This window comes from Brevibacillus fluminis (assembly GCF_003710825.1).
Classification (GTDB): domain Bacteria; phylum Bacillota; class Bacilli; order Brevibacillales; family Brevibacillaceae; genus Brevibacillus_D; species Brevibacillus_D fluminis.
In genome coordinates this window covers 18,623-43,829 of the sequence record NZ_RHHQ01000016.1, presented here as the reverse complement: position 1 = coordinate 43,829, position 25,207 = coordinate 18,623, and the positions used below count along the sequence as shown (strand labels likewise).

Annotated in this window: 23 protein-coding genes and 3 pseudogenes; 8 read left to right on the top strand and 18 right to left on the bottom strand. The window is 42.9% G+C overall.

Annotation, left to right across the window (positions count from 1 at the left end; genetic code table 11):
* Positions 1-849 precede the first annotated feature (849 nt).
* Together EDM56_RS20135 and EDM56_RS20130 are read right to left on the bottom strand one after the other, a co-directional pair.
* The gene (locus EDM56_RS20135; RefSeq protein WP_122919711.1) at positions 850-1,704 is read right to left on the bottom strand and encodes an NAD-dependent epimerase/dehydratase family protein; all 855 of its coding nucleotides are present in this window, start codon (positions 1,702-1,704) and stop codon (positions 850-852) included.
* 45 nt (positions 1,705-1,749) lie between these two features.
* The gene (locus EDM56_RS20130; protein ID WP_122919710.1) at positions 1,750-2,994 is read right to left on the bottom strand and encodes an MFS transporter; all 1,245 of its coding nucleotides are present in this window, start codon (positions 2,992-2,994) and stop codon (positions 1,750-1,752) included.
* Positions 2,995-3,125: 131 nt separating this feature from the next.
* Between EDM56_RS20130 and pdxR the strand changes: the two genes are divergently transcribed.
* Complete coding sequence (pdxR, locus tag EDM56_RS20125) at positions 3,126-4,517, top strand: MocR-like pyridoxine biosynthesis transcription factor PdxR (protein ID WP_122919709.1); 1,392 nt, start codon at positions 3,126-3,128, stop codon at positions 4,515-4,517.
* Positions 4,518-4,612: 95 nt separating this feature from the next.
* On the opposite strand, the gene EDM56_RS20120 is transcribed toward pdxR, so the two are convergent.
* The 4 genes and pseudogenes from EDM56_RS20120 to EDM56_RS20105 all read right to left on the bottom strand — a co-directional run bounded on the left by EDM56_RS20120 (position 4,613) and on the right by EDM56_RS20105 (position 7,371).
* Entirely contained in the window at positions 4,613-4,912 is a 300-nt protein-coding gene (locus EDM56_RS20120; protein ID WP_246009461.1) for an NUDIX hydrolase, read from the bottom strand.
* 139 nt (positions 4,913-5,051) lie between these two features.
* Positions 5,052-5,885, bottom strand: a complete 834-nt coding sequence (locus EDM56_RS20115) for a DMT family transporter (RefSeq protein WP_122919708.1) — start codon at positions 5,883-5,885, stop codon at positions 5,052-5,054.
* Between the two features lie 44 nt (positions 5,886-5,929).
* Positions 5,930-6,454 (bottom strand): annotated as a pseudogene (locus tag EDM56_RS31940) (DinB family protein).
* A complete protein-coding gene (locus EDM56_RS20105; RefSeq protein WP_122919716.1) occupies positions 6,451-7,371 on the bottom strand; it encodes a hypothetical protein in 921 nt (306 codons plus the stop codon). The pseudogene EDM56_RS31940 and the gene EDM56_RS20105 overlap by 4 nt, the downstream one beginning before the upstream one ends.
* 848 nt (positions 7,372-8,219) lie before the next feature.
* Here EDM56_RS20105 and EDM56_RS20100 point away from each other — a divergent pair.
* A pseudogene (locus EDM56_RS20100) lies at positions 8,220-9,338 on the top strand (IS3 family transposase).
* 117 nt (positions 9,339-9,455) lie between these two features.
* Here EDM56_RS20100 and EDM56_RS20095 read toward each other — a convergent pair.
* Complete coding sequence (locus EDM56_RS20095; protein ID WP_122919707.1) at positions 9,456-9,893, bottom strand: PaaI family thioesterase; 438 nt, start codon at positions 9,891-9,893, stop codon at positions 9,456-9,458.
* A gap of 800 nt (positions 9,894-10,693) precedes the next feature.
* Positions 10,694-11,563 carry a PhzF family phenazine biosynthesis protein gene (locus EDM56_RS20090; protein WP_122919706.1) on the bottom strand — a complete coding sequence of 290 codons (870 nt, stop codon included), beginning with the start codon at positions 11,561-11,563 and terminating at the stop codon, positions 10,694-10,696.
* A gap of 48 nt (positions 11,564-11,611) precedes the next feature.
* On the opposite strand from EDM56_RS20090, the gene EDM56_RS20085 reads away from it, so the two are divergent.
* Positions 11,612-11,833 carry a M20/M25/M40 family metallo-hydrolase gene (locus EDM56_RS20085; RefSeq protein ID WP_122919705.1) on the top strand — a complete coding sequence of 74 codons (222 nt, stop codon included), beginning with the start codon at positions 11,612-11,614 and terminating at the stop codon, positions 11,831-11,833.
* A gap of 310 nt (positions 11,834-12,143) precedes the next feature.
* Positions 12,144-12,341 carry a GntR family transcriptional regulator gene (locus EDM56_RS31935; RefSeq protein ID WP_122919715.1) on the top strand — a complete coding sequence of 66 codons (198 nt, stop codon included), beginning with the start codon at positions 12,144-12,146 and terminating at the stop codon, positions 12,339-12,341.
* A 499-nt stretch (positions 12,342-12,840) separates the two neighbouring features.
* On the opposite strand, the gene EDM56_RS32270 is transcribed toward EDM56_RS31935, so the two are convergent.
* Positions 12,841-12,972, bottom strand: coding sequence for an arginase family protein (locus EDM56_RS32270; protein WP_122919704.1), 132 nt, complete (start codon positions 12,970-12,972; stop codon positions 12,841-12,843).
* Positions 12,973-13,239: 267 nt separating this feature from the next.
* The gene (locus EDM56_RS20070) at positions 13,240-13,596 is read right to left on the bottom strand and encodes a DinB family protein (protein ID WP_342772408.1); all 357 of its coding nucleotides are present in this window, start codon (positions 13,594-13,596) and stop codon (positions 13,240-13,242) included.
* Positions 13,597-13,714: 118 nt separating this feature from the next.
* Here EDM56_RS20070 and EDM56_RS20065 point away from each other — a divergent pair, with 118 nt between their 5' ends.
* Both EDM56_RS20065 and EDM56_RS20060 read left to right on the top strand, forming a co-directional pair.
* Entirely contained in the window at positions 13,715-14,518 is an 804-nt protein-coding gene (locus tag EDM56_RS20065; RefSeq protein WP_122919703.1) for a MerR family transcriptional regulator, read from the top strand.
* Positions 14,519-14,562: 44 nt separating this feature from the next.
* Positions 14,563-15,153, top strand: coding sequence for an NAD(P)H oxidoreductase (locus tag EDM56_RS20060; RefSeq protein ID WP_122919702.1), 591 nt, complete (start codon positions 14,563-14,565; stop codon positions 15,151-15,153).
* A gap of 32 nt (positions 15,154-15,185) precedes the next feature.
* Here EDM56_RS20060 and EDM56_RS31925 read toward each other — a convergent pair.
* Positions 15,186-15,413 (bottom strand): annotated as a pseudogene (locus EDM56_RS31925) (MFS transporter); the annotation flags it as partial.
* 371 nt (positions 15,414-15,784) lie between these two features.
* Between EDM56_RS31925 and EDM56_RS31705 the strand changes: the two are divergent.
* On the top strand, positions 15,785-16,015 hold the full coding sequence (locus EDM56_RS31705) for a hypothetical protein (protein WP_148040405.1): 231 nt from the start codon (positions 15,785-15,787) through the stop codon (positions 16,013-16,015).
* Between the two features lie 31 nt (positions 16,016-16,046).
* Here the strand turns inward: EDM56_RS31705 and EDM56_RS20045 are convergent, their stop codons facing one another.
* The 5 genes from EDM56_RS20045 to lpdA form a co-directional block, all read right to left on the bottom strand.
* A complete protein-coding gene (locus EDM56_RS20045) occupies positions 16,047-17,246 on the bottom strand; it encodes an ABC transporter permease (protein ID WP_246009460.1) in 1,200 nt (399 codons plus the stop codon).
* Positions 17,243-18,412 (bottom strand): HlyD family secretion protein, encoded by a 1,170-nt coding sequence (locus EDM56_RS20040; RefSeq protein WP_122919700.1) that lies wholly within the window; start codon positions 18,410-18,412, stop codon positions 17,243-17,245. Before EDM56_RS20040 ends, EDM56_RS20045 begins: the two co-directional genes overlap by 4 nt.
* Before the next feature lie 396 nt (positions 18,413-18,808).
* Entirely contained in the window at positions 18,809-20,152 is a 1,344-nt protein-coding gene (locus EDM56_RS20035; RefSeq protein ID WP_246009459.1) for an SCP2 sterol-binding domain-containing protein, read from the bottom strand.
* A 14-nt stretch (positions 20,153-20,166) separates the two neighbouring features.
* Positions 20,167-20,745, bottom strand: coding sequence for a TetR/AcrR family transcriptional regulator (locus EDM56_RS20030; RefSeq protein WP_122919699.1), 579 nt, complete (start codon positions 20,743-20,745; stop codon positions 20,167-20,169).
* A 406-nt stretch (positions 20,746-21,151) separates the two neighbouring features.
* The gene (gene lpdA, locus EDM56_RS20025) at positions 21,152-22,534 is read right to left on the bottom strand and encodes a dihydrolipoyl dehydrogenase (protein WP_122919698.1); all 1,383 of its coding nucleotides are present in this window, start codon (positions 22,532-22,534) and stop codon (positions 21,152-21,154) included.
* 154 nt (positions 22,535-22,688) lie between these two features.
* Between lpdA and EDM56_RS20020 the strand changes: the two genes are divergently transcribed.
* The gene (locus tag EDM56_RS20020; RefSeq protein ID WP_122919697.1) at positions 22,689-23,261 is read left to right on the top strand and encodes a TetR/AcrR family transcriptional regulator; all 573 of its coding nucleotides are present in this window, start codon (positions 22,689-22,691) and stop codon (positions 23,259-23,261) included.
* Between the two features lie 700 nt (positions 23,262-23,961).
* Here the strand turns inward: EDM56_RS20020 and EDM56_RS31570 are convergent.
* Positions 23,962-24,105 (bottom strand): hypothetical protein, encoded by a 144-nt coding sequence (locus EDM56_RS31570; protein WP_183192533.1) that lies wholly within the window; start codon positions 24,103-24,105, stop codon positions 23,962-23,964.
* A 321-nt stretch (positions 24,106-24,426) separates the two neighbouring features.
* Positions 24,427-24,936 carry a Rok-like winged helix domain-containing protein gene (locus tag EDM56_RS20015; RefSeq protein ID WP_122919696.1) on the bottom strand — a complete coding sequence of 170 codons (510 nt, stop codon included), beginning with the start codon at positions 24,934-24,936 and terminating at the stop codon, positions 24,427-24,429.
* Positions 24,937-25,207 lie beyond the last annotated feature (271 nt).

Here is a 25,207-nt window from a genome sequence, read left to right as displayed (position 1 = left end):
GTCAAGGGTTCGCTTTGCCTTACGCCCTTGACTCTATTGGCTGGAGAAAGATTTTTCGAATAGGGGATGAAACCTTCTCATACAACTGGTTGAGTTGGTTTACACAAAATTCTTGACAGACCCAACAATACCGAAAACACTCATTTTCGGAATAGTTGTGGGGAGACAAAAATAAAGAGAGAACCATTTCGATTGTGCTTTTTCATTATTAGCCGGATTTTTTCAAAATTAACCTGACAGTTTCATAATTAACCGGATTCGTTCAGAATGAACGGGATAGACCAACCACCATAGAAGAATATTGATAATTGATTGTTTTACTACATCATGTATTTGATTAACTTGGGACAAACTTTGATATTATGCTAAATCTTTATATCAAAAGTAAAAAGGCTACCGAGAAGATAGCCTTTATTACTTATCGAGTATTTGATCCCCGTTATAAACAATTTCCAGCTCAAGGAAAACCCTGTTTTAGACATCCTTATACAGCAATAACTTTCTCATTGACGAGTTCCTTAAAAGCGATAGAGAAATTATTAAGTGTTTCATCCTCAAAGGCATTTAAGTCGCCAGGAAATAGTCGTTCAATTGTTTTCTCTATTGCCTCATCAACATTACACCGAAACACAGTCATAACATGCGATAAGTAAGCGCTAAAATACTCTTTACTAAGCACACTCCCCCTGTTTATTTTCATATACCCACCGCCTTCTTAATGCACTCTTTTGCGATCCATCAACAAAGTTATGGTAATCCTCCACCCCATTTTCCACGGATGGCTGGCTTAAGGGGTATAACCATATCCTAGATTAGCTAATCCCCGTTTGCGGCACCTCACTAAGCTGATTATCGCAAAGCTTTGGGAAAACCTGTTCTCCAAGTGGGGTACTGAAGCTTCCATCCACAACCGTTTTTTGCTTTGGTGTTCGAAGCACCTCTTTCCCATTCACTTGCGCTCAATTGAACTTCTGGTGAAGGTGCTTTTAAGATGTGTGCATATACGGGCAGCCAGTCTATACCTTTGGCAGGTTCATCATCGACGATATTATACGTTCCTGTCGGCCAATCCAAGGCCAGAAAAGCTGCATTCGCCGCATCCTCCACATGGACAAAAGAGGTGACACCGTCCGTTGCCCTAAATTCGTGGTTCCGAACTTTCTCGGCCGTAGCTCCATTATTGTCATACCAGGTAGCTGGACCATACAGTGTGCCATACCGTAGAATGACATGCTTTGGGATTTCCGTAACCGTTTCTTCTAAGGCCACGATACCATTGATTGTTGTATTTCGGGGCATGGGTGCGTGAATGTCCAAAGGCACCTCTTCCGATGCAGGTGCGATCCCCGGTTCATATGCCCATGAAATACTCTGTGCAATAATTTTCTGCACATTAGCTTGTTTCGCAGCATCCACCAAGTTTCGGGTTCCTTCAATCCGAATTCGCGCATTCTCAGCTGAACTTCCCTCGCTCAATGATGTTAACTGATGAATAACAACATTGGGTTTACTTTCACTTATGATGTTTACGATCTGCTCCAGATCAAACACATCTGTAATAACAGCTTTTGCTCCTAATTTTTCGATCGCCTGTCCTTGTTCCTCTCGACGCGTCATTCCGATCACTTCGTGACCTGCTTGTATTAATTTCGGAAGTAAAAAGCGTCCAACAACACCACTTGCACCAGCAACAAAAATTTTCATATTAATAGACCTCCAAATTTTTTAATTTTTGAATCCGTATTTTCCTTACGAAGTGTTTGAAAACGTCAATGAATCTTTTCGTGGAACGATAAATAAGGATATAACTCCCATTAAAATTGATATCATTACCATCCCCAGTATGCCCACATTAAAATTGCCGATGCGATCATACATCCAACCCGTTAGAAATGGCCCACTCGCACCGATGAGAAAACCAAAACACTGGGTCATGGCTGCCCAAGAGGCGGCCTCTTCAGGTGTTGATGTGGTTTCAACGGGGAGCAAGTTAACTAGAGCAAATAGCATTCCCGACCCTAATCCACATATCAGTACAGCAGACCATAAGAAGGTAGAAAAAAATAATAGCAAAAGGCCCGTAGCCTGCATTAATGAAGATATGATTAGCCAGTTCCGCCTTGAAGGATACACCTTGAGAAGCAACTGCAGAATTACTCCACTTGGGATTTGAATGATTGCAAACAGGGTCACCATGAATCCAGCGTGGAACCTAGAAATACCTGCCGTAATGAGCATTAACGGAAACCACCCCAAGAGTGAATAAAACACGACCGATAATAGTCCGAATTGGATGGCTAGTATCCACGCTTTTCCAGTTTTCCACGGCAGCTTCAATGGTTTGCTTATGGACACTTTCGTATCAGAAGCGTGTATCTGTCTTCTTTGCACGCTAAACCACAGGGGTAAAGCCAAAATTGCAGGTATGAGCCAGAATGAGAGTGCCATTTGCCACGAGTGAAGCTTCCATTGTAACGGTGAAGTAAGACTCGAACCAAGCGCTGCCCCCAGTGCTAAAGCCATGGAATACATAGCAATCATGGAGGGAACTCTGTCAGCCATATACTTTTTAATAAATCCTGATAACAAAGGACCCATCATGGCAATACCAATGCCGGATAGCAATGCAGTTAGAAATAATAGCGAAGCAGATTGGATAAACAGGCGTAACAACGTACTTGCACCAATGAGAACCAATGACAAGGTGATGACCTGTTCATTTCCCAATCTTTCGCTTAATTTTACAGAGAACGGAGCGAGAAGACTCATACAAAGCACCGGTATGGAGACCAGCAAGCTGGAAACAGCACCGCTTAAACCAAGATCATGTTGAATGCTACCCAAGACAGGTGCAATGGAGGCTACCGCTGGTCTCAAATTGAGTGATGCCATAAAGAGTGCCGCAACTCCCAGCCAATGATTTAACACTTGTTCCTTATCAGACGGAATACTCATCGTGGGTGCTCTAAGCTTGTTGAATCTACGATTCTTCATGAATGCTAGCTTCCTTCTATATTGAATTTATACTGGCATGACTCATGATAACATGATAAATTGGTTATCAATAGTACCACTTTATATCTATTTGACCATACCAATTCAAACTCCAGAAGGAGACACATTAAATGAAAACGGAACAAAATGAAACGAAAACAAGACGGGTGTACTCTTTAATAAGAGATCGAATCTTTCAAGGAGGTTACAAGGAGGGAAGTCCCCTCCCCTCAACCCGAGATCTAGCAAAGGAACTGGGGGTTTCACGTGCTCTTATCGTTGAGGTATATGAGCAGCTAATGGCTGAAGGTTATTTGGAAGGACGTCAAGGTTCAGGTACCTTTGTAAAGGATATCGGAAAAAGCAGGCCGTTTCATATACAATTCGTAGATGTAAGTGCAACGAATGAGCTTTCTTCTCTTGTGGACTCTGATCATTTGAACAAAATTGATTTCCGTCCAAGTTTCCCGGCGCTTGAGCATGTTCCACTTCAGAAATGGAAGAGAGCCTCACTTGACGTATACAACGATGCTCCCTATTCTGCATTTGGTTACCAGGAAGATATCGCAGGTTGTCTGCCGCTTAGACAATCCATTTGTCAGCATCTTCTCAAAATTAAAGGCTTTCACTGTGTTCCATCACAAGTCATTGTTACGTCCGGAGCAACCCAAGCATTTTCCATATTGAGCAAGCTGTTGTTAAAGCCGAATGATGCTGTCGCCATTGAAGATCCTACGGCTACGTTTATTCATGACATTTTCGCTTCGACGAGTGCCCGAATAATTCCTGTACCAGTCGATGAACATGGGCTATGTGTAGATAGGCTCCCAGCACGTGAGCAGCCAAAATGTCTCTTTGTCACACCGTCACATCAGTTTCCTTTTGGAAGTATCCTGTCGATCAGCAGACGCATTCAATTGTTGGATTATGCCCGGACCACGGGAAGCTATATCATCGAAGATGATTATGATAGTGAATTCCGTTATGGTGGAATGCCCATTCACGCCCTCCGAGAGCTTGATTCCGAACGGGTTATCTATGTGGGAACGTTTAGCAAAAATATGTACCCTTCACTACGGTTAGGTTTTATTGTCGCTCCACAAGAACTGGTAGACCCAATAGTACAACTAAAGCGTATGGCTGATATGCAATGTTCTACCTTGCTACAATTGACTTTGGCCCGTTTTATGAACGAAGGTCATCTAGAACGTCATATTTTGCGGATGAAACGAATCTACGGTAAAAGACGAACTCATCTTATTTCTGCCCTGACTGAAACATTCGGAAATAAAGTGAAAATATCCGGTGATGCCGCGGGCTTGCACCTTATTGCTACATGGCCTGGCCGAAACGCTGGTCTCCTGACAGCTATTCAGCTTGAAGAGCATAATATCAAAGTATATCCAGCAGAACGATATACCATCTGCAAAGATAAGTATAACGAGAGCCTTATCATGGGGTTTGGCAATGTTACAGAGTCGCAGATTACTGAAGGGGTTCAAACGCTTGCACAATTTATCTAACTATGCGGATCTGCGTTACATCTATTACATTGTCATCTAAAGCTTACATGCGAAAAAAGGAAGGACGTTTCGCCCTTCCTTCACTTTCGGTGGAATCAAAAGCTTCCTTCATCAAAATAGGTCACTTGCACATTTTTCCTTACGATTTCTTTCAGACCCTCTTTGTAAAATGGCATTAGCGCATCGGCCTGTTCAACACGAATCCATGATATATTTTTAATCTCTTCGGGTCTTGTGATGGTTTCAACGCCGTCGATAATACAAGATTTGAAAGTAACACATACGCCGTGCTCTGAAGTATCCTTTATTCGATACTCATTTAAGGCTACGATTCCAGTTATCCGTATATGTAAACCCGTCTCTTTCATAGCTTCACGAACCGCAGCTTCTTCCAGCGTTTCATTGGGCTCAACTTTACCTCCAGGAAGAGTCCAGCAATCACTCCAATGTTTTGAACCATTAATATTGTTGTGTTTGTCGGATCGATGATTAAAGAATAAACGATATCGACTCTTTTCATCTCACATACCCTTTCTAAAAGCTTACCGAAATGACACCGAGAAGAATGATGGAAATGCCAATCCACTGACTTTTCGCTAGCCTTTCTTTTAATAACACACCTGCCATGAGTATGGTGACGACACTATATAATGAAGTAAGTGCAGTTGTGCTTGTCGTATAAGCGTGGGATTGTCCCTGATTGAAGGAGAGCAACGCCCCTGAATCCAGTAGAGCTGCCACAATCAAAATAAAACCGGTGGGAAGGGTTATCTTGGGAAGTCTGATCTTTTGGGTTCGCAATAGCACTAAGGCACAGAAAAATTGTATGACTCGAGTGATGAGTACGGGAAGAATAACACCGAGATAGGGGGTAATATATCCAACTGCCCAGAAGTAGAAGCCGATGCAGATAGAGGCTATTGCTGCCTCTGGAACTCCGGACAACGTGGCTTGTTGGCGATCACTCTTACTCGAGCGGGTTACCGTTATAACCCCAAGAATCAACAAAATGACTCCAATAATTGAATTAAACGGAAGCCGTTCCCCACCAATAAAGGCGAGAATAGCTGTCACAACAGCAAATCCGGAGCCGATTGGGGATACGATGGATAACGTTCCTTTCTGAAATGCTCGATATAATAATAATGTTCCAGCGAAATTCACGATGCTGATGCCTGCTGCCCCAACCCACAAAACTGGATTTCCTCCTATGTGTGGGGATTGCATGAATACATACCCTCCTAGCAACAATGAAGCAATCAACTGAATCCAGAAAAGCGCAGGTAATGTCTGAAGCTTTCTGGTAGCCTGAGTAACCACAAAGTCAGATAAACCAAAACAAAGTGCCGCAATCAGGCCATATATCATATTCCTATTCCCCTTTAACTCCGATATTTTCCGATAGAAGAAGATTATTTCTTATTTAATATGCCTAAATAAGCTTTCCATTGTCCAACGTCGGCCCGGTATCTTTCCGCCAACACCCGAACAATTTGTGCGATATGCGTCAGATCATGAACGACCCACGCGGAGAGTAGCTCGCTTATTCGAACAACGCCGAATTCAAGATGCAAACCGCTCTGCTCCAGATTAAAGTCTGGATTAGCGATCAGCCTGAGATAAGACAGGCTCTCCATTCGGATGCGATTGAACTCGGATAATGCTTCTTCTACCCTTCTTTCGGATTGGTGCTTCAAATGAAAAGCGGTCAAAAGCGGGGAAGTGTTTTTCTCCCCATCGGAAAGAATTGTTTATAATCGAGGGACCCAGTTATATTTTTCCGCTTCAATTAGGTGTTCAACCACTTCGACCGGGGTCCAGGTTCCTTCCCCTTCATGGCTATGAAGCCACCCCTTCGTTAGACCGGATAAGAGACATTCCAATGTTTTTGGCGTACGGTCCAACATCACGAAGGCATCATTGATATTGAAATTCATATGGACTCACCTTTTGAGGTTCGCTTCAGTTCAACCTTTTTGTATAGCAGCACGGAGGTAAACATAAACAAACATGCAGCAAGTGTAACGAGTGGTAATCTCATGACTTGTTCTTCAGGGAAAACAAACGTCAGCAAAGGGAAGGCGTAGATCGCAGGGATACGGACACGAAAAACGTGGGATAGCGCTAGCATCAGGATCATGTCGACCAGTGCAGCAAAGACCCACAATTCGATTCTAAAAAATACTAGTGCACCAATCGTGACGGATAAGGTCAGCGCTAGCCCTTGCTTCAACGCCATCTGTCCATTGTACTTTGGCTTCTGAAGGGACTCAAAAACAACAACATAAATAGGCGGGATCACTGCGATCTGCTGATAGCCAGAGACCCAGCATACACCAATCCAGCAAAAAGAGAGGGCAAGAAATACGAGCATGTATCTATACTGTATACTCCCCTTTTTTGCAAGGCCTTTATTTAATCCAAAGATCAGAACACCGATCATCAATGTGATTGTGAAAATAAAAACAATTACTACAAATGACCACTCGTCCGTGTCTATCGCGAGTGGCAGTATCCCCGTTGCGATAGACGGTGCCAAGTTGGAGCGAATCGTTCGCAAAAAGAGCATTATCAGCATTAGAGTGAGGATAACTTTTACTATATAAGCAATCTGGAGTTGATTCAACACTAGTCCTATGACAGCAGTTACTGTTGGCGCGATGAAAATGGTAGATGATCGCCTGATCCACCCTGGTTCCCGGTAGACCCACATGGCAACGGCCATCGCCGCAACTTCTGGTAAAATGAGCTCCTGATTATGTAACAGTACCGATGCAGCAATCATTAAGACAACAAATGAAATGGCAACCGTGTAAGAGAGTATGGTTATTTTATTTGAAACCGTGGCATTCATGTTATCCCCTTTCATTACACTCGAATAACCCCCATTTCCTGCAGATTTTCACAACTTGTAAGCCTAGAACACGCAATCAGGTTTGATGGAGCTTTTATTTGCGCTACAGTGGCTAGAATTAGGCTTTAATCAATCAATCCAAGGACGAAAGTTCCGCTTGCACCGCTTTATATGTTGGCTTTTGCCCGAACTGTTAACCCCTCTTTCTCCTTAGACAACGCAGAAGACAAATCCAGACATTTCCTAACTAAAAAGCTCATTTGATTCATGTAATTCTACAAGCTCTTGTATTTTGTTCATACAATTCCCCTCCAGCTATAAATGGGTGGTCTGATCTGTTTGAAATCTTATCTAGTCATTCCAAGAAGCTTTAACTTTCTCATAGCCATTGATCTTCTTAGGGTGCTGCATCCATACCGTTAGATCATAGTAGCATGATAAATTTGGCTTTAGTAAGTACCACTTTTAATGTTTTTCAGCATACCAATTTTCATCAACTGAATGACATTGAGCAGTTAAGAGTTGAAAATTATCCTCCCTTTACAATGCCGTAATGAATCTCCGCCAATTTCAATGCTAAGATCTGGATTAAAAGCACCTATATCGGAGCATGAAAAATATTTCCTCCCTTTCCTCCCTTTCCTCCCTTTTTCGCTTTTCATTCTGCAAAGAAATGGCATATCGGCAATCGGTACAAGTCCTTGACTTGGGGCAAGAACTTGTACCGATAAATTAAAAAAGCCGCTAAATTAGGGGACTGCCTCCGTAATGTGAGACAAATCAAAACACCTTCAAGAGAAAACAACCATGTCGTAAGATATGCGGACAACCTTGGAGGTGTTTTTACGTTGGCAACAACAGTTAGTTATCCCGTAGAAATTAAAATGAAAGCAATTGAAATGCGTCTTGCAGGCGTCACCAAAAAGCAGATTATGCAGGAACTAAACATTAATAGTAAGACCCAAATTCAACAGTGGATGCGCTGGTATCGTAGCGGAGACGCACATCGTCTTCAACAGCCTGTGGGAAAGCAGTATAGCTTTGGCAAGGGGCCGACATACGACTCTGAACTTGAACAAATCAAAGCAGAGAATCGTTTTCTTAAACAACAACTGAATGTTTTAAAAAAGTTAGAGGAGTGGGAAAGGAGGTGTCACCAGAAGTCCTGGATAACGTCCATTCGTGGGCAAGTTAGTGTGAGCCAAGCTTGCACGTGGCTTGGTATCCCTCGCTCTACATACTACCGTTGGAAAGCTGCATACGGGGAAAGAAACGAGGATTTGGTTGTGAAAAAGATTCGGAAACTCTGTGTTCAACATAAGTTCCGTTACGGGTAAAGAAAGATTACAGCACTAATGCGAACCGAAATGCTGTTTAATCATAAAAAAGTACAACGTATCATGCAGCGTGAACAGCTGCAATGCCGAGTAAGGGTGAAGAAACGCATGGCAACAGGTCAACCTTCTTATGTAGCAGACCATCTCCTGCTGCGGCACTTTCACGCAAATGCCCCACTGCAGAAATTAGTGACCGACATTACTTATTTACCTTATGGAAGCAAACTTTTATATTTATCGAGCATTATGGACTTGTACAACGGTGAGATTGTGGCATACAGTATTTCTGACAAACAAGACACATCGTTTGTCCTCAATACGCTATACCAGGTGCCGGATCAACCTGGTATGATGTTGCATACTGATCAAGGCAGCGTTTATATGTCTCAGGTGTATCAAGCAGCAGTAAAGGGAAAAGGCATTACCATGAGCATGTCCCGCAAGGGTACGCCCGCTGATAATGCCCCCATCGAGTCGTTTCATTCCACACTAAAGTCTGAAACGTTCTATCTCGACAATTTTACCTGTACGACGACGTCCATCGTTGTACAGATTCTTCAAGACTACATTCATTACTGTAACTCAATTCGCATTCAAACGAAACTAAACAACCAGTCATCCGATTTTTAAGTGAAATGTTTTGATTTTGTCTCCACACTAAAATCCAAAGACCCTTATTTTCCTAATCTATCACATTTTTTCAAATGTATATTTCAAAAGTTGAATCGTGCCGAAGTTTGTCCTATGTTATCTTCCCTTTGCTTTAACTCCTCGAAGGATCATACAAGTACTTGTTGCAAAGGCCACAAGACTTTGATTTTCGTCAAATACACTACAATCAATGAATCCAACGGTTTGTCCCTTCTTCATCACCTTCGCTTCTGCCCGGATCGTACCATTCCAAACTGGTTTCAAAAAGTTGATTTTTAATTCAATTGTCGTAAAGCTCTCCTCCGGTAGAAGGGTCGTCCCGAAAGCTACACCCATCGCAATGTCTGCAAGCGTACTTGTTATGCCTCCATTTAGTGTTCCTTGGGGATTTGAGTGAATCTCGGTCGCCTCCATCTCAAACAGGACTTGACCAGGGTCAATGGTTATAGGTTTTATGCCCAGCAGTTGTTCTACGGGTGATGCTTGAATTCCACCTGTTATCGTTTTTCGATAGCGCATTAGAAGCTTGTTCATTTAGTGTTATCCTTTCTTCATTTAATCAAATAACTGCACCAAGTGATATTACAACACAATCATAGATGGTACCCAGTCAACAAAATGTTTTTTAATAAGCCTGATTGCAAAGGTCCCATCATAGCGATTCAAATACCGGATATGCAGGAAATGAAAGTATTTTTTCCCCTCTTCAAAAATTAGTAACACAAGGAAAGTATCAATAATAGTTATTATGTATAATTATCAAGTGTGATGGATGGTTAGAGTCACAAAACAGCATTGATGCCCACTTCGTTGCTTAAAATCCTTTTATCCAGAAACGTGGTATTCCGAAAACTTTATAAACTTTATATAAACCGGCCATGGACAGGAAAAGAAGGAATACAAGCTCTAAACAATAGTAGTTGTCAAAAAAACCTTATTTGGCATTGTCCGACATCAAGTCAAATGAAGCGAGGTAATGACGATCTCGGATTAAACGTCCGGCGCTTTCTCAGTTGTTCTCCAAAATACTACGCGAATAAGTCCCTTATTTGCGTAGCCTCTTTACCCCCAATTTTAAATACTTTGTTCTCTTATAATGGTTCTGTTTACATAACAAACCGCCATTTTGTTACGCTCTTCAAGATGCACTTTTACCGAATTTGAACCGGATTCACCATTAACAGCTAGGTCTCCGGTTAACGAACCGATGCAGTCCACTTTAATAATACGGCTCAACAGGATCTGCTGTCTTTTCTTCCGGCTTGGGCATTAGGAATAACAAATGATAAAATCATAAGCATCGCAGAGTAATAACATTACATTTTTCTTTTTCATTAATTTCCCCCTATAAACCATTCTCCTTTTGCAACCAAGTGTACTTTTCCCCCGACATGAATATGAAATTTTCCATCTGTCTTCTCTGCCATTACATTGATTCGAGAAGGGCGATTGACCCCATACCCTTGATTAACGCTATACTCAATTTTATTTTTACTGAAAAAATTATACTCAAGAAGATAACCTGCCAGATTTCCATTTGCACTGCCGGTTGCCGGATCTTCTAAGAAACCGGTGTTATCCATAAATACACGCGCACGGAATTCACTTTCTCCTTCTTCGGAAAAAACCAATAGATTACATTTATAATAATTCTTAGTAAAGTGGCTAAATTGATTATGATTGATTGAACATTTCATCACAGCATCAACTGATTTTAGGGGTACAATGATGCAAGGCAATCCTGTAGAGACCAATTGAATCGGATAATCTGTCCGAATGTCTTCCTGTTTGATAGTAAGAACATTGGCTATAACATCTGTCTCCTTTATTATCATTCCAAATGACGGCTCATTTTGGCTCATTATAAGGTTATCACCGTTTATTGAAACAGGTATTTGACCTACTTCAAGATTTAAAATAATTTTCGTTTCTACACCTCTTTCTATTATCTTGTTAATTATATATGCCGTTCCGAGTGTAGGATGCCCTGCAAAAGGAATCTCACTATCAGGGGTAAAAATTCTGACATCATATCCCCCATTTTCTTTTTTGCCAGACAAGATGTAGGTTATTTCCGAAAAATTAATCTCCCTTGCAATTTGCTGCATTTCAGCAGTTGAAAGCTCTCTATCGGGTACTAACACCGCCAGCTGATTGCCTTGATATTTTTCTTTCGCAAAAACATCTACAAAATAGAAGTCCATAAAAAATCCCAACCTTTCTTTAGAGGCTACGTTTCGGTCAATAAGGGAATGATGCATGCCTGTGGACATAATGCACATACAACGATTGGCTTGGGGCTGGCCAAAGGGTTGATGACAATGAAAGATCAGCTTACTGGTTGCATCAAAATCATTTTTCAGCCTCCCGAGGAAGGCGCGTGCGGTGCAAAGGCGATGGTGGAAGCAGGCGTCCTTGACGATGTCGATCTGTTCTTTTCCGGACATGTCGGCTGCGACCTCCCGCCATGTTGAAATGCTACCCAGTACAGGTGCAATGGATGCCACCGATAGTCTCAAATTCAGCTATGCCATAAAGAGGTCTCCAACTACCAACGAACTGACAAATGATCTATACTCAAGGCCAATTGGATGGTTGTGTCGGTTTGAATTCTAATCGTAGGTGCTCTGAGAAGGTTGTGTTTACGTTTCCTCATCATCCTTAATCTCGTTTCTGTGATGAATTTGATTTATGGTAGCATGTTAAATTGATTTTAATAAGTACCACTTTTTAATGATTTCTGTCATACCAATTTTCAAGTATGGAAGGAGACACATCCGATAAATCCGGACACCTGAAACAAAAACAAGACAAGTTTATAAAACTCCTAAGGGATCTCTTTTTGCAAGGGGTAGTATCCTTCCCTCCACAAGAGAGCTTGCGAGGGAACTGGGTGGTTTAAGATCTCTGATTGTCGAGGTGTACGAGCAACTAACTGCTGAAGGTTACTTGGAAGGTCGTCAAGGTTCAGGTTACCGTTAAGGGGAGAGTCAATGAGGCGGAAAAAAGAAAATACAGAACAGTTCCACCAGCGTTATCAGGTTCCAATTCGACTGAGCGGACTTCCGAACAGAAAAAAAGCTGCACATCGCAGCTGGATCTAGGGCCGACAGGTCATTAAAGCCGGCAAAAGCCCGGATGTGGGTGGCGAAAATATCGGCACGAACCTCCGGAGCAAAATGTCCGGCATCATGCAGATTGAAATCGACGTTCTTTAAATCATTCTGGTAAGGATACGCACCAGATGCAAGGTAAATGACGTCGTTCTTCCCCCACAAGATCAGGTGTGGCGGTTGTGTCTAACGCCTGATCTACTCCGCGAAATACCAGAATCGTCGTGGAATGATCGCCACCGATCATCGTGAATAATTTCCCGGCCTTCACACTGCCACACAGTTTCTTCCACACTTTGAAACAGCTCGTCCCGACTTTCCCCAGGCATGTCCCCAACATCAAGATAGTGTAGATTCGAGAGGTCTTCCTAGTGCTCTGTTGCTTGCGGGATTGTATAGGTTATTTCGCGAATCGCCCAAGGTGCTTCTTTGGCTCCCGAGCGGAAGCTCACTCCACTATCATATGAAAATCCAAAAACAACAATATCCGCTTCTTCCATGGAAAGACCGGGTCGATTCAATCGGGCCCAAATTTATTGTCGTTGTTCATTTCTTGAACAGATTTCATATGCAGTTGTCCCCACTTGGCCTTTTCTCCTTTCTTAATGAGAGAGCCTGGTTATTTATGCATGGGGTTTATGGGGTTTATGATCTTTGTTATCGATGAGGTTCCTGGTGATTCCCTCACCCGTTCGATTGGGAAAGTAGATCGCGGACGTGCTGGATACGGAATTCCAGCAATTGCTTAAAAGTGAACCGCCCGCATCCTAATACAACCCCACCCGCTCGCTTTGTTCTACTGTCAGATGGTCCAGAATTGTCGGCATACTGGAGCGCAGCAATTGGAACAAATGCAAATGCTGTTCACGGTCCAATAAATCGTATCTTAAGTTCTTTTGCCCATGCATTTTGGTCAAAGGAAATTTGTAGCGGCTCTCCTCCGCCAAGACTTTTATTAGCCTGTGTGTGGACAAAATCTCGGAATCCGCCACATGAATGATAATTTGATGGATGTTCCATTTATCAAGTGCTGGCTTGAAACAAAATTCCTCCTCGGCCAAGTCTTCAATGGCTTCACGGAGCATTACGGATCGGCGACCGTACTCTTCAATCAACGCTTCCACTTTTGTCCCTCCTTGTAATTGAACCTGTTTTCCGCTTATTATATCATTTTAGGAAAAGTTGGAAAAAGCTAATCGATGCCCTTAAGAAGAATTGAAAACAGGAGAGTGATGAAGCCAAATGGAACCCTATTTTCGAATCGGAGAAATATCCGCAATGTTTAACATCCCTCTGCAAACGCTGAGATATTACGATAAAATCGGTTTATTTTCTCCTGTCCATATCAATCGAGAAACAGGATATCGATACTATTCTCTGTATCAGCTTCCGCTTCTGCATCGGATTAAAAAGTTCAAAATCATGGACATCCCTTTCTCTGAAATAAAAGAGTTGGCGGCGACACAGTGGAATGCCGACCGGATGGATCATGTTTACACCGTCCAGCTACAGAGGCTGGAACAGAAAATGAGAGAGCTGCAATCGTTGAAAATAGAGCTCGAAGACAAACGCAATCTTCTCATGGCGTTGCGAGCAGAACCAAAAAACCAGATTTCCGTTCGGCATTACGAGGCAAGAAAAATATTTTGCAAATTGATTGACGTATCTACATACAAGGAGCAGGAAACCGAATATTACCGCTCATTCCTGCCCTTTTCCAACCAGGTTGATTATATCAATACGGAACCCGGCTTTATTGTGACACAGCCCACTTTCTTTGATGAACGAACGAATGCTTCCTATTTATTTCTGGTCAACCCGACGGTCGTTCCAGAAGGATTCCGGTCTCATCACATGGCAGAAGGTACTTATTTAACACTTTTTATCGAAGATAGCCACGCAAACTCTCCTACCTATTACAGTTTGCTACGTCATTATATTTTGGATCAAAAAATTGAGACAGTGAGCGACATTTACGAATTTTGTTACACCAGTGTGTGGGAATTGCAGGTTCAAATAAACTCCTTGACCCTACAATCATTGTAGGGTTTAGACTGAGGGTACTCTCAGATGAATTTGGAGGAACCCTTATGAAAATACTAGTTGTCGTTGCCCATCCAAGACCAGATTCGCTCACAGCGAGTATGGCGAAGCGGTTCACGGCAGGCTTGACCGAAGCAGGGCATGAATTCGAAATCATCGATTTGTATGCCGAAGGATTCAATCCGATCTTGCATACAATAGATGAGCCTGATTGGAGTAATCCGAACAAAGCATACTCAGACGAGGTACAGCGCGAAATGGATCGGATCCGAGCAAGTGATGCATTGGCCTTTCTTTTCCCGATATGGTGGTACAGCATGCCTGCCATCATGAAAGGATACATCGATCGGGTGTGGAACTATGGATTTGCTTATGGCAAAGGCAAATTGCCAGTTCAAAAAATAAGATGGATTACCATGGTTGGCGAGACTCAGAGTCAATTTGAAAAACGCAATTATCATTTGATGGTGGAGCATCACCTGAACGTAGGCTTGGCGCAATATACCGGTGTTCAAGATACCCATGTACACTTTATGTATAATTCATATGGAAAATTTGAAGGTAGCTCGAAGGAAAAGAGCGAGGCACATTTTGCCACTTTATTGAACGAGGCTTATCAGATCGGGCAAGCCTTTTAAGTTGAATTGGATGGGCAATATGCGATTTATGGCGCGGCCACAAGTGAACCAAGCGCGTATAGGGTTACGAGCTGACCGGTGAGAGATTGCGAGATTCCAAGCCCCTCGCTGATCTTGGGCAATTAACCAGCTGGAAGTGTCTCGGTTAGGATACAGATAAACCCCGCCATCACCAATGCGAGCAATCCGGCACATGGAAGACGGTCAGAAGACCAATTGCTTGCGGCACTTTGTGAGGCACAAGCTACGTTTTGGTTCATTTTGTAAGCTCCTTTTTAATTTTTAACCTTATAGCTTGGTTGATCTATGCCAGGTGATGGTTCACTCCATCGAATTTAAGTTTACTGGATAAAATCGATATTTTACATGGTGAAACAATTGAAAATTCATCAATTTCACTATAATATCGGTGAATTTATTATGTGATTCCTATAAGCTCATTACTTCGGGAAATTTCGCCACCTGGGCAGCCCAGTTGAAAACGGTCGTAATGACGTCAGGTGACGGTATAGCTATCCTCGGTGTTTGACATGAAAAAAGCTCAAATCTCTCTGTCGAGAATTTGAGCTTTTTCGGGTTTATTTCGTAACGGTAACTGTAATCGTAGCGGTATTCCCTAGGTGTCGCTTGGATGTCCACCGTTCCTATGGTTTTTCCACTGATTACACCGTTTGTCACGCCAAAAATCATTTCGTCTTCACTTGGCCATGACGCTTTGCTCCGTTACCATCTGTTCTCCATGAGAGCCTACGATTGTCAGCGAAGCAGGTACCCTCGTCAGCGATATGTCAAACTCTTTCCCACGGGTGTGGAACATTTGAATCCGTCCAACCGGGCTTGGATGCTTGCACTCGCCTTATAGACAAACTTTATTGTAGCCTGAAGCCCCACTGTCAGGTGACTTGCTCTCTCATGCTGAGATTCTCACTTAGCTCTCTTTCTTCTGAGGTTTCTTCAGTTTTGGTCTGATTTCGTTTCTTGAGCTCCCGCGTAATTAGCAAGGTCAGGAAAACAAAAATAACGGCCAACATTAGAAGAAACACCCCAAGCTCTTCCCAATAGTACATCATGTTTCCGCCACGAAGACCCATTCCACGGAAGATTTTGAAGTACCATGTTGCCGGGATCAGATTGCTCATGATTTGGATGGGCTGTGGAAAGAGGATTATGGGGGAAAGCACACCAGTTAACAAGAACGCAGGCGAGATCAGTAGCTGAGCCCTCCCAGCAGCACTAAGCGGATGCTTGGCAGTCCAGCCTATCAACATTCCAAGCCACGCGCTCACCAAACAAAATAATCCAAGGGGTACTATATATTCCAATGGGCTTGCAACAAAACGCATGCCCCCGATTTGTTTAAGCGCTGCTAACGTAAAAATCATGGCTATCATGTAGACGATCGTGTAAGGCACAACTCTCAACAATAAACCGATTGGCTGCTTCAAATCATCTGCCAGCCTACCTTCCACCCGTAAACGTGGAACGATGGTGAGGGTTTGTCCATAAATGATTCCTAAAGAAATAATGGTGATATAACCGATGCCTATAAAATTCAGATTATCGTTCGTCGGATTAAATAGGAACCGCTGCTGAAGCGCAAGGTTGGAAATCGTAGCCGAGATCTGATCATCGGCCAATCCCAACGCTTTCAATTTCCCTACTGTTGGAGCCGTGCTATTCTCAATTGAGATGATTTCCGTCATAGCCGAGCGTAAATTTCCTGTAGCAGATGGGACAGAATAATCTACCAGAAAGCCGATGTTGGACTGCTTGCCCTGGTAACGGTTCTGCTCCAATCCGTGCGGGAGATAGATCACCGCTATGTACTTTTCATTGGAGAGCAGTACCTCAGGATCAACATCCTGGTGAAGAACTGTCTTTACATCAATATATTGAGAAGCGTTTACCCTGTTAATCAGTTGTTGGCTGTATAAACTATTATCCTCGTCTATGACCGCTATGGGTGTCTTGACAATTTGATTGTTGCTATATACATACCCAAAGAAAACCGAAAGAATTAGAGGGGTAAGGATTGCTTTTCGAACAAATTTGCCACTTATCATCAAATTCCATTCTTCAAGAAAAGCACTCACTTTATATTCACCTCAATGGTCATTCCCGGGAGAATGTTTTTTGTACGTTCAGGATATACGCGGATCTGAAAGGTATTCAGATCGGATTGACCTTTTTCCCTGCTCATTCGGAGACTCGCAAACTGGGGCGCGGCAGTAATAAATTTAATCATCCCGGTTATATCCTGATCAGTCGATACCAAGTGACCAGCAACCGATTGACCAACCTTGAACTTCGCAGCCTGGGTCTCATCCACATAAAAGTCGTAGTATATCTGGTTCGTCTCTAACAAGATAACTGGAACACCAGCGGAAACGTTCTCACCCGTTTTGGGGATTACTTTGACAATCTTTCCATCGTGAGGGGCACGAAGAGTCAGACGATCTTTTTGAACGCGAAGCGACTCCAGTTGAATTTGCAAGGCTTCTCTTGATTTGATTAACAAGTCGATTCCCATTGCGCTGTTTTGTAATTCCGCTTTAGACTGTGCGACCACTTCCAAACCCAGCATTGCTTTTTCCGTCGCCTGGCGTGCCTGATCTTTATCTTGTTGTTGTGCACCTCTACTCATTTGGTGATATGTTTCATCCTGTTGCTTCAATGAATTTTGCGCACTGGTTACTTGAAGGTAAGCGGTATCCAAGGATGCTTTTGGAACCGCACCGCTTTCATATAATGAGTGGATCCGATCATAATTGGTCTGAGCGTTTTTCAAGGATTCACTTGCCGTATCAACAGCCAGGCGCTGCTTTTCCAGCTCTTCCTTTCTGGTTCCTTCTAAAATTTTGCTTTCAGCCGTTTGAGCACTCCGAATCCCAAGAGATGCTTGACTCTCTTGGGTTTCTATCTTCTGTTCACCAATTCGAATGGAATCCTGCATCTGTTTGATCCTGATATCTGTCGATTGAATGTCTGATGTTACTTTGGCAATTTGCAGGTTGACGTCAGTGGGATCTAACTGAAGCATTACGTCCCCTCTTTTTACTTCCATCTCTTCCTGTACACCAACATTTGTTACCTTTCCACCCACCTGCTGGAACGAAACATTAATTTGTTCAGCGGTTACAATACTGCCTTTTTGCTGCATGGCGAGTGAAACAGCATCTTTTCCGCCTAGTAGAAGCCCAAATCCACCTAAAGCTGCTATCACTATTAAAATAACGATGGTTGCTATATTTTTTTTCATCGTGGTTTCTCTCCCAAATTATTACTATTTATGCAATACTGTTCTCACTTTGCCAAGAAGAAATCTTTTTGGCAGTTTTCCAAATCCGTCAATCGCTTTATACCATCTTTGGTAAACCGCATTTCGACATAAGTGAACTATTTGCCAGTTTAAAATGCGGATATGCATAGCAAAGTCAATATCCACTCCTCTTGCATATTGACTATCCTTATCTCCAAAACAGGGAGACATGCTAGTAGAAGCCCAAATCCACTCAAGGATAGTACCACTACTAAAATTACGATGGCTGTCATATTTTTCACCATATTGGTTCCTCTCGTAGTTAATTTCAACATGTGAATTCTCATTCGATCTCTTCTTAACGCGAACCTTCTTGTGAAAAATTCAGTCCCATGTCTATGAAGGGAAGCACCTGCTGAAAGCTTTGAGCAGCTTTAAAGGGCCTTTTGTACGGATTTTACCGGAGATGACGGCTGACAAGGTCCCTGTTTCTTTTGCTAGCAGCCGAATCCATGTTTGACTGTCCGCAATAAGCTGGAAATCAGCATCCCCAATATGTCCCGCTTTTACAGAAATAGTCTTGTTCTGAATGACAACCGTTGCTTGAGCTTCTTCTTCTCCAGTAAATGTAAAATGATAGGTAGCCGCTAAATCTTTTGCTTGATTTCTTTGAAACATATGGGGGAGCCCTGCCAAAAATGCCCGTATTGATTTCGTGCGTAAGCCATTGCTCACCAGTCGCACTTGTTTATGAGGAAAACGCTTTCTGACATACTCCTCTGCGTCGGATCTCGGTACGACATACACCATTTCCTTTTTATCCTGCAGCGGTTTAGCAACTTCCTGGAAAAAATTCTTGCGATCGGCAAGAAAAGGGCCAATCACATCTTCTCCGGCAGGACAAACGGATAAACAGTAGGCTGCTTTATAGTTGGCTCCAAAAGAGAGGCTTTGCCACATGGAAGCCGTCTCTGCGTCATTGACTTTGGCTCTGTATTCTTTTGAATTTTTGCTGTCGGTAATCGTTTCTACCCAATCGGTAAAGCCGCCGGAAAATTCTCGATAGTTGTGTGTATAGCATGCAGAGAAATTAAAGTGTCCGTCAGCGCCAATGGCTCCTACCGGGCAGGCCGCCACGCACAATTTGCACTCCAAACACGGATTGTAATCAATCGGCTGGCTTTCTGTAGTCAAGTCCACATTCGTAAGAACCGTTCCTAACAAAATAAAGTTGCCGAACTTTGGATGAATGACATTTCTGTGGATGCCGATTTGACCGAGTCCAGCCGCAACCGCTATCGGTTTATGCGAGATGACCCATGCCTTGCCGGTACTTGTGACCTCCATCGGAAACCCTGCCGGTGGATTCAATGCTTTGACGCCTTGTGCTTCAAGCTCCTTCACAATTTGATGTCCGATATGCGTCACATCATCGATGACATGATGAAATTCCGCATTGGCAACGGACCTTGCTGTTGAACGCAAAGGTTCGCGGTTCATTTTGCAGACGAAACTGATCAGTGTCCTCGCCTCGGGAAACAGACTCATAATGTCTTTGCGCTGGTCATCGAGTTCAGTTCTTCCAATTGAAACGAATCCGACATCGTCCGCTCCTGCTTGCAGACATAGATCACGCAGCCATTGCGTATCAACAGGAGTACTATGGGTTCCGTGAGCTGCTTCCAGTTTCATGCTGTACATCTTAACAGTCGGATGGTCATTCATTGTCGATTTTGACACTTTGTACAACTCCTTTATGAAGATGTTTTGATAAAGACAAGAGCCTTGGAATAAAGCTTGCTTGCATCCAGAATGTTCTGGCTTAATTCGGCGTTATTTACTGAACGGGCAAGCAGCAGAGAGCCAACCATAACACAAATGATAGCCATGCTTTTCTGATCGTTGTTTCCAACCATTCCGGAAATGAAGGAAATGAACCGGGTGAACTCTTCCGTAAATGTCTGTCGGATCTCTTCGGAAGAGCGCGAGATTTCACTGGACAAAGTGGGGAGAATACAGCTTTTTTCCAACTTGTCCCGGCGAGTTGTGCTTAGGTAATAATCGATGACTGTTTGTATTTTCGAATCATCCTCCTTATGATCCGCAACGCTTTTCAGCAGAGCTATCGTTTCTCCAATCGCTTTCCTGCACGTTTCAGCGACAAGCTGATCTTTATTCGCAAAGTGAGCGTAAAATCCGCCATGCGTTAAGCCTGCACCCTTCATAATTTGCGGCACGCTCACCTCTTTAATGCCTTTCTTGCGGAATGCATCTGCAGCACTTCCCACGATTTTTTCACGAACTTTCATTTTGTGTGTTTGGGTATAAGACATGCCTATCACTCCCGTAAAACATGTGTCCCAAAATATTATAATCATCATATTTTAGCCGTCAAATAGGAACAGAAAATGATCGGAAATAGCTGAAAGTGGAGGGGATGTGGTGGATGCAATGCCGCCACATAGCCTTCGGGACCTGATCCAATAACCAAAGTGGCCGACGGTTTAAGCAACGTTCATATGGAGAACTGACCCCGGACCCTTTTCGTAGAAGACCGTTCTCTGCTCCGCTTCAAGTACTACTTGTTTTCTGTACTCCGCCTGGCTGACGGCATCTTTCCTTTTTACGGCAAGAAGCAAGCCTCCTGCGACAAGTAAGATTGCGATACCAAAATATAAACCTATTTAAAATTCATTGTCCCGTTCTCCCTCTCTTGATTGTCCCTAGACTGTATTTTGTTTATTTTTTCGTGGTTTTTTTTGCTGCGTTGCCGGCAGCCTCCATGATCACTTCTCCCATGGTGGGATGGGGATGGATAGTCATCGCCAAATCCTCCACGGTTGCTCCCATCTCAATCGCCAATGCAAGCTCTGAAATGAGAGTTGACGCCTCTGCCCCAACGATTTGCGCGCCCATGACGATGCCTGACACCGGATCGACGACCACTTTGACAAACCCGACTGCCGCTTTCAGCGCCAACGCTCTGCCGTTTATCGAAAATGAAGATTTCCCAACGACAACCGGAATCGCTTTTGCCTTGCACTCCGTTTCGGTTAACCCGACGCTCGCCAGCTCCGGCTCGGAAAAAACGACAAGCGGAATCGCTTTGTAATCGACGGCAGAAGGCTCGCCCGCAATGGCTTCCGCCGCAACCTTGGCTTCATAAGAAGCCTTATGGGCAAGCGCAGGTCCGTTTGCAATATCGCCTATTGCGAAAATATGCGGAATCGCCGTTCTGCATTGTTCGTCTGTTTCTATCAATCCTCTGCTCGTTGTCGGCAATCCGATGCGGTCCAGCCCCAAGCTCCCGTCCGTATTCGGTTTTCTTCCGACAGTCACTAACGCATATTCAGCGCGAACAAGATGCTCTTCATCGTTTTTTAAATAGTGGAGGGTAAGCCCTTCCGTATCCTGTTCAGCTTTAACGGCTTTCGCCCCCGTAATGATGGTTACGCCGTCTGTGTTCAATTGCCTTCCTACAGGAGCTGTAAGGTCCGCCTCAAACCCGGGCAGCACTTGTTCTCCTCCCTCGAGAATCGTCACCTTGGTGCCGAATTTGGCAAACATTTGTCCCAGCTCCACGCCAATATATCCCCCGCCGATAACGATCAGACTGGCAGGAAGTTGAGAAAGCGACAGCGCTTCTGTGGAAGACAAAATACGATCGCCGAATGGCAAAGCCTGCAACTCTATCGGACGAGAACCCGTTGCCAATATTGCGTATTTAAATGAAATCAATTGTTCCGTTTCCGGTCCTTTCATCACAACTGTATGCTGGTCAATAAAGCTTGCCTCCCCCTCGAGAATCGTTACTCCAGCACTTCTTAACAGGTAATGCACTCCACCGGACTGTTTGTTTACGACCGCTTGTTTGAACGCCTGAGCCTCCTCAAAGGATACCGAGGCGACCGCATGATTCCATTGACTCTGCAAATTGTAGCGGTGTGCTTCCGCTATCAACGATTTGGAAGGAATACAACCTATATTCGTGCACACTCCGCCAATTTGACCGCGTTCGACAACGACCGTCGTCATTCCAAGCTGCGCCGAACGCACCGCAGCCGCATAACCACCCGGACCTGAGCCAATGACCAAAGTGTCTATCCGTTTAAGCTCGCTCATCTCCCTTGCGCCTCCCTAAATAAAATATTATGATCATAATATATTATTATCATCATATTTTGAAGCGGTCAATGGTTCCCTAGAAATTGACGCGTTAAATTATGACGACTATAATATTTTTAAATGTGAATTTAGATGTGAAGAGGTGACTGCAATGCCCTATCCTGAAGGCCATAAGATCAAAGTTCGGGGCCGTATCATCGAAAGTGCCGCCAAAGCGTTTCGTACAAATGGAATACGCGACATCAGCGTTCCTTTCATTATGAAAGGAGTCGGTCTGACCCATGGGGGATTCTATTCACACTTTGACAATAAAGAACAACTAGTCTCGGAAACGTGCCAATATGCCATAAGCGATACGATATCACTTTTGCAGAAAGCAGCTGAGAAGGAGGAGGGAAAACCTAAGATTGATACGGTTATCGATTATTATTTAAGCACGTATCATCGTGATCAAACTGAGATGGGTTGCATTCTCCCTGCCCTTTCCAGTGAGATATCCAGATCATCCGAAGAGGTGCGTCAAGTCTTCACCCGCGAACTGCAACGGATGATTGATTTTATTTCCACACTGGCACAAATCAATAAATCCACTGGGAGTGCAGTTCTTAGCATGATGGTTGGAACGCTTGTGCTAGCTCGGTCGGTTAATGATTCCAAGCTTAGCGACAGCCTCCTGGAAACGGGCAAACAGCAGGCTAAAGGGTTAATAAAGACCAATCAATAAAAATAGCCGACACAGCTGCTTTTGGATCATTCACCAAGCAAGTAAATGGGATGTCTGTCCGATTTCCTTTACTAACATATTGTGGTCGTGCATTTCCGGACTCAAAGTTAACCTAGAAAATAACTTGTGTTCTCTAATACTTAATAGCCGGCATAACTACTCAAATACAAAAAGAAAGAGGAACTGCCTGACGCCCACATGTTTACAAAAGTACTATACAGCGAAAACCTGCCTAATCATTCCATAAAGGGGCAGATTGGTCTTATTCTCCATGGCCACTGCCGGTATATCGAGCAAAGGGAAATTGCATAATATAATTATCAATAATCAGTATTATGTATAATTATCTAAGTGTTTAATGGAGCCCCTGTTTTTACTGAGAAGTTGTAAATTGGCCTCTTCTACTTGTTATAACCAGCAACCGTAATAACGATCGGGAGCATCTTCAAATAATTTATTGAACACCGGATTACAAATGAAAAAACCTACGATCCCTTATCAGGTTATACTCGTAGGTTTTCTTGATATCAAATGTTGGTTTCTACAAAATATCGTATATAGGCTTAACCAGCCCTCGGTAAATAGGAACATACATCTGCTTTATTAATCAGTTTAGACAGTTTTGTATCTTCTATACCTATATTGGATATTTATTCCGAAAAGCTTCTTTTTCGGAATTAGTTGTGTCAGCGGAAACAGCTTAGCTGTTTTGTTTCGCCTCTGACTCTCCTGTTTTGTCTTCCTTGAAACAGTCAATGCAGAAGCCGCGGTTATTTTCAATTTCATACTCTGTCAAACGCACTTGGCAAGATTTACACTGCTTTTCCGTTAATACCAAATTCAAGATTAAATCTCCTCTCATCGTTGTACCTAAGTCGAGTTACATTATAACCGAAACCTGTTGGTTGAAAATTTGCATTGCGTTAAAATTTCGTTAATAAAAATCAAGTGTGTATCAAGATTTTCGTAAAACTCGGGTAAAGAGCAACAGTGGCAATCTAGAAAGAGACAAAAGATTCCTAGACTGTCACTGTTTTGTTAAGAGATTTTATCATTTATTGAACTCGTAGTTTGAGAGTAATTTGAACGCATTATATAGTAGCAACATTTCAGTCGGCAGCATCCATTTTCGATTGCATCAGTCCGCTGTGTTTGGTAATAATATCTAATCGTTTTTCCATGCAAAAAAAAGAACTCGCCCTTCTTTTGTCTCTTTAACTCCACTTATATCTTTTGTAATTTTTTTGATAGTAATGTAAGGGTTAGATAGGTGTATCCCGTACCTTTGTTCAAGTTCTGAGACAATGGTGCTTAAGGACATGGGTTCAGATGTCTCCTGTAATAATTCAAGTAGTCTTTCCTTAATCTCTTCATAATTAATTCGAGTGCGCTCTTTTCTAGCTTTCATTTGCTCTGGTACTGTCACTGGTTCTTTAGGTGCTACCTCTTCTGCTTGCATTTCGTCTTTTTCTATTTTCATTAAGTTTAAGTCTTCAACCTTGTGTTCAATGGCCTGAACTTTATTAATGATTTCTTTAATTTCTAAAGAAAGTACTCTGTCACGATCAACATAATCAGAACGCAGTTCATGCCTTAATTTTAACAAAGACTCAAGATGCATGCGTAAAGCAACTCGTTCATTAAATATCTCGCTCATTTTTTCTCGTCCCTTCATTTATTACTTCTATCTATGAGACTAGCCTATTTCTAGCTTATTAAACCTTTACTATCACTCAATTAATTATATTTATCTATTCAAATAGACAATCTAAGAATTATCCCAAAAACCTTCCTTTTCGGAATAGTTGTGGTTCGCGACATGAAATAAATAAAGCGCCATTTTGGCCCCTCTTTAGTTATAAGTGATTCAATGAAATTATTAATAATTATCATTATGTATAATTATCTGACGAAACAATAAAAGGCCCCCGAGGGGACCCTTTTAT

Excerpts from the sequence above, each read along its gene's own strand:
- EDM56_RS20135 (WP_122919711.1), bottom strand. The coding sequence starts at position 1,704 with ATGAAAATTTTTGTTGCTGGTGCAAGTGGTGTTGTTGGACGCTTTTTA.
- EDM56_RS20130 (WP_122919710.1), bottom strand. The coding sequence starts at position 2,994 with ATGAAGAATCGTAGATTCAACAAGCTTAGAGCACCCACGATGAGTATT.
- pdxR (WP_122919709.1), top strand. The coding sequence starts at position 3,126 with ATGAAAACGGAACAAAATGAAACGAAAACAAGACGGGTGTACTCTTTA.
- EDM56_RS20115 (WP_122919708.1), bottom strand. The coding sequence starts at position 5,885 with ATGATATATGGCCTGATTGCGGCACTTTGTTTTGGTTTATCTGACTTT.
- EDM56_RS20105 (WP_122919716.1), bottom strand. The coding sequence starts at position 7,371 with ATGAATGCCACGGTTTCAAATAAAATAACCATACTCTCTTACACGGTT.
- EDM56_RS20095 (WP_122919707.1), bottom strand. The coding sequence starts at position 9,893 with ATGAACAAGCTTCTAATGCGCTATCGAAAAACGATAACAGGTGGAATT.
- EDM56_RS20090 (WP_122919706.1), bottom strand. The coding sequence starts at position 11,563 with ATGGACTTCTATTTTGTAGATGTTTTTGCGAAAGAAAAATATCAAGGC.
- EDM56_RS20085 (WP_122919705.1), top strand. The coding sequence starts at position 11,612 with ATGATGCATGCCTGTGGACATAATGCACATACAACGATTGGCTTGGGG.
- EDM56_RS32270 (WP_122919704.1), bottom strand. The coding sequence starts at position 12,972 with ATGGAAGAAGCGGATATTGTTGTTTTTGGATTTTCATATGATAGTGGA.
- EDM56_RS20065 (WP_122919703.1), top strand. The coding sequence starts at position 13,715 with ATGGAACCCTATTTTCGAATCGGAGAAATATCCGCAATGTTTAACATC.
- EDM56_RS20060 (WP_122919702.1), top strand. The coding sequence starts at position 14,563 with ATGAAAATACTAGTTGTCGTTGCCCATCCAAGACCAGATTCGCTCACA.
- EDM56_RS31705 (WP_148040405.1), top strand. The coding sequence starts at position 15,785 with ATGTCCACCGTTCCTATGGTTTTTCCACTGATTACACCGTTTGTCACG.
- EDM56_RS20040 (WP_122919700.1), bottom strand. The coding sequence starts at position 18,412 with ATGAAAAAAAATATAGCAACCATCGTTATTTTAATAGTGATAGCAGCT.
- EDM56_RS20030 (WP_122919699.1), bottom strand. The coding sequence starts at position 20,745 with ATGTCTTATACCCAAACACACAAAATGAAAGTTCGTGAAAAAATCGTG.
- lpdA (WP_122919698.1), bottom strand. The coding sequence starts at position 22,534 with ATGAGCGAGCTTAAACGGATAGACACTTTGGTCATTGGCTCAGGTCCG.
- EDM56_RS20020 (WP_122919697.1), top strand. The coding sequence starts at position 22,689 with ATGCCCTATCCTGAAGGCCATAAGATCAAAGTTCGGGGCCGTATCATC.
- EDM56_RS20015 (WP_122919696.1), bottom strand. The coding sequence starts at position 24,936 with ATGAAGGGACGAGAAAAAATGAGCGAGATATTTAATGAACGAGTTGCT.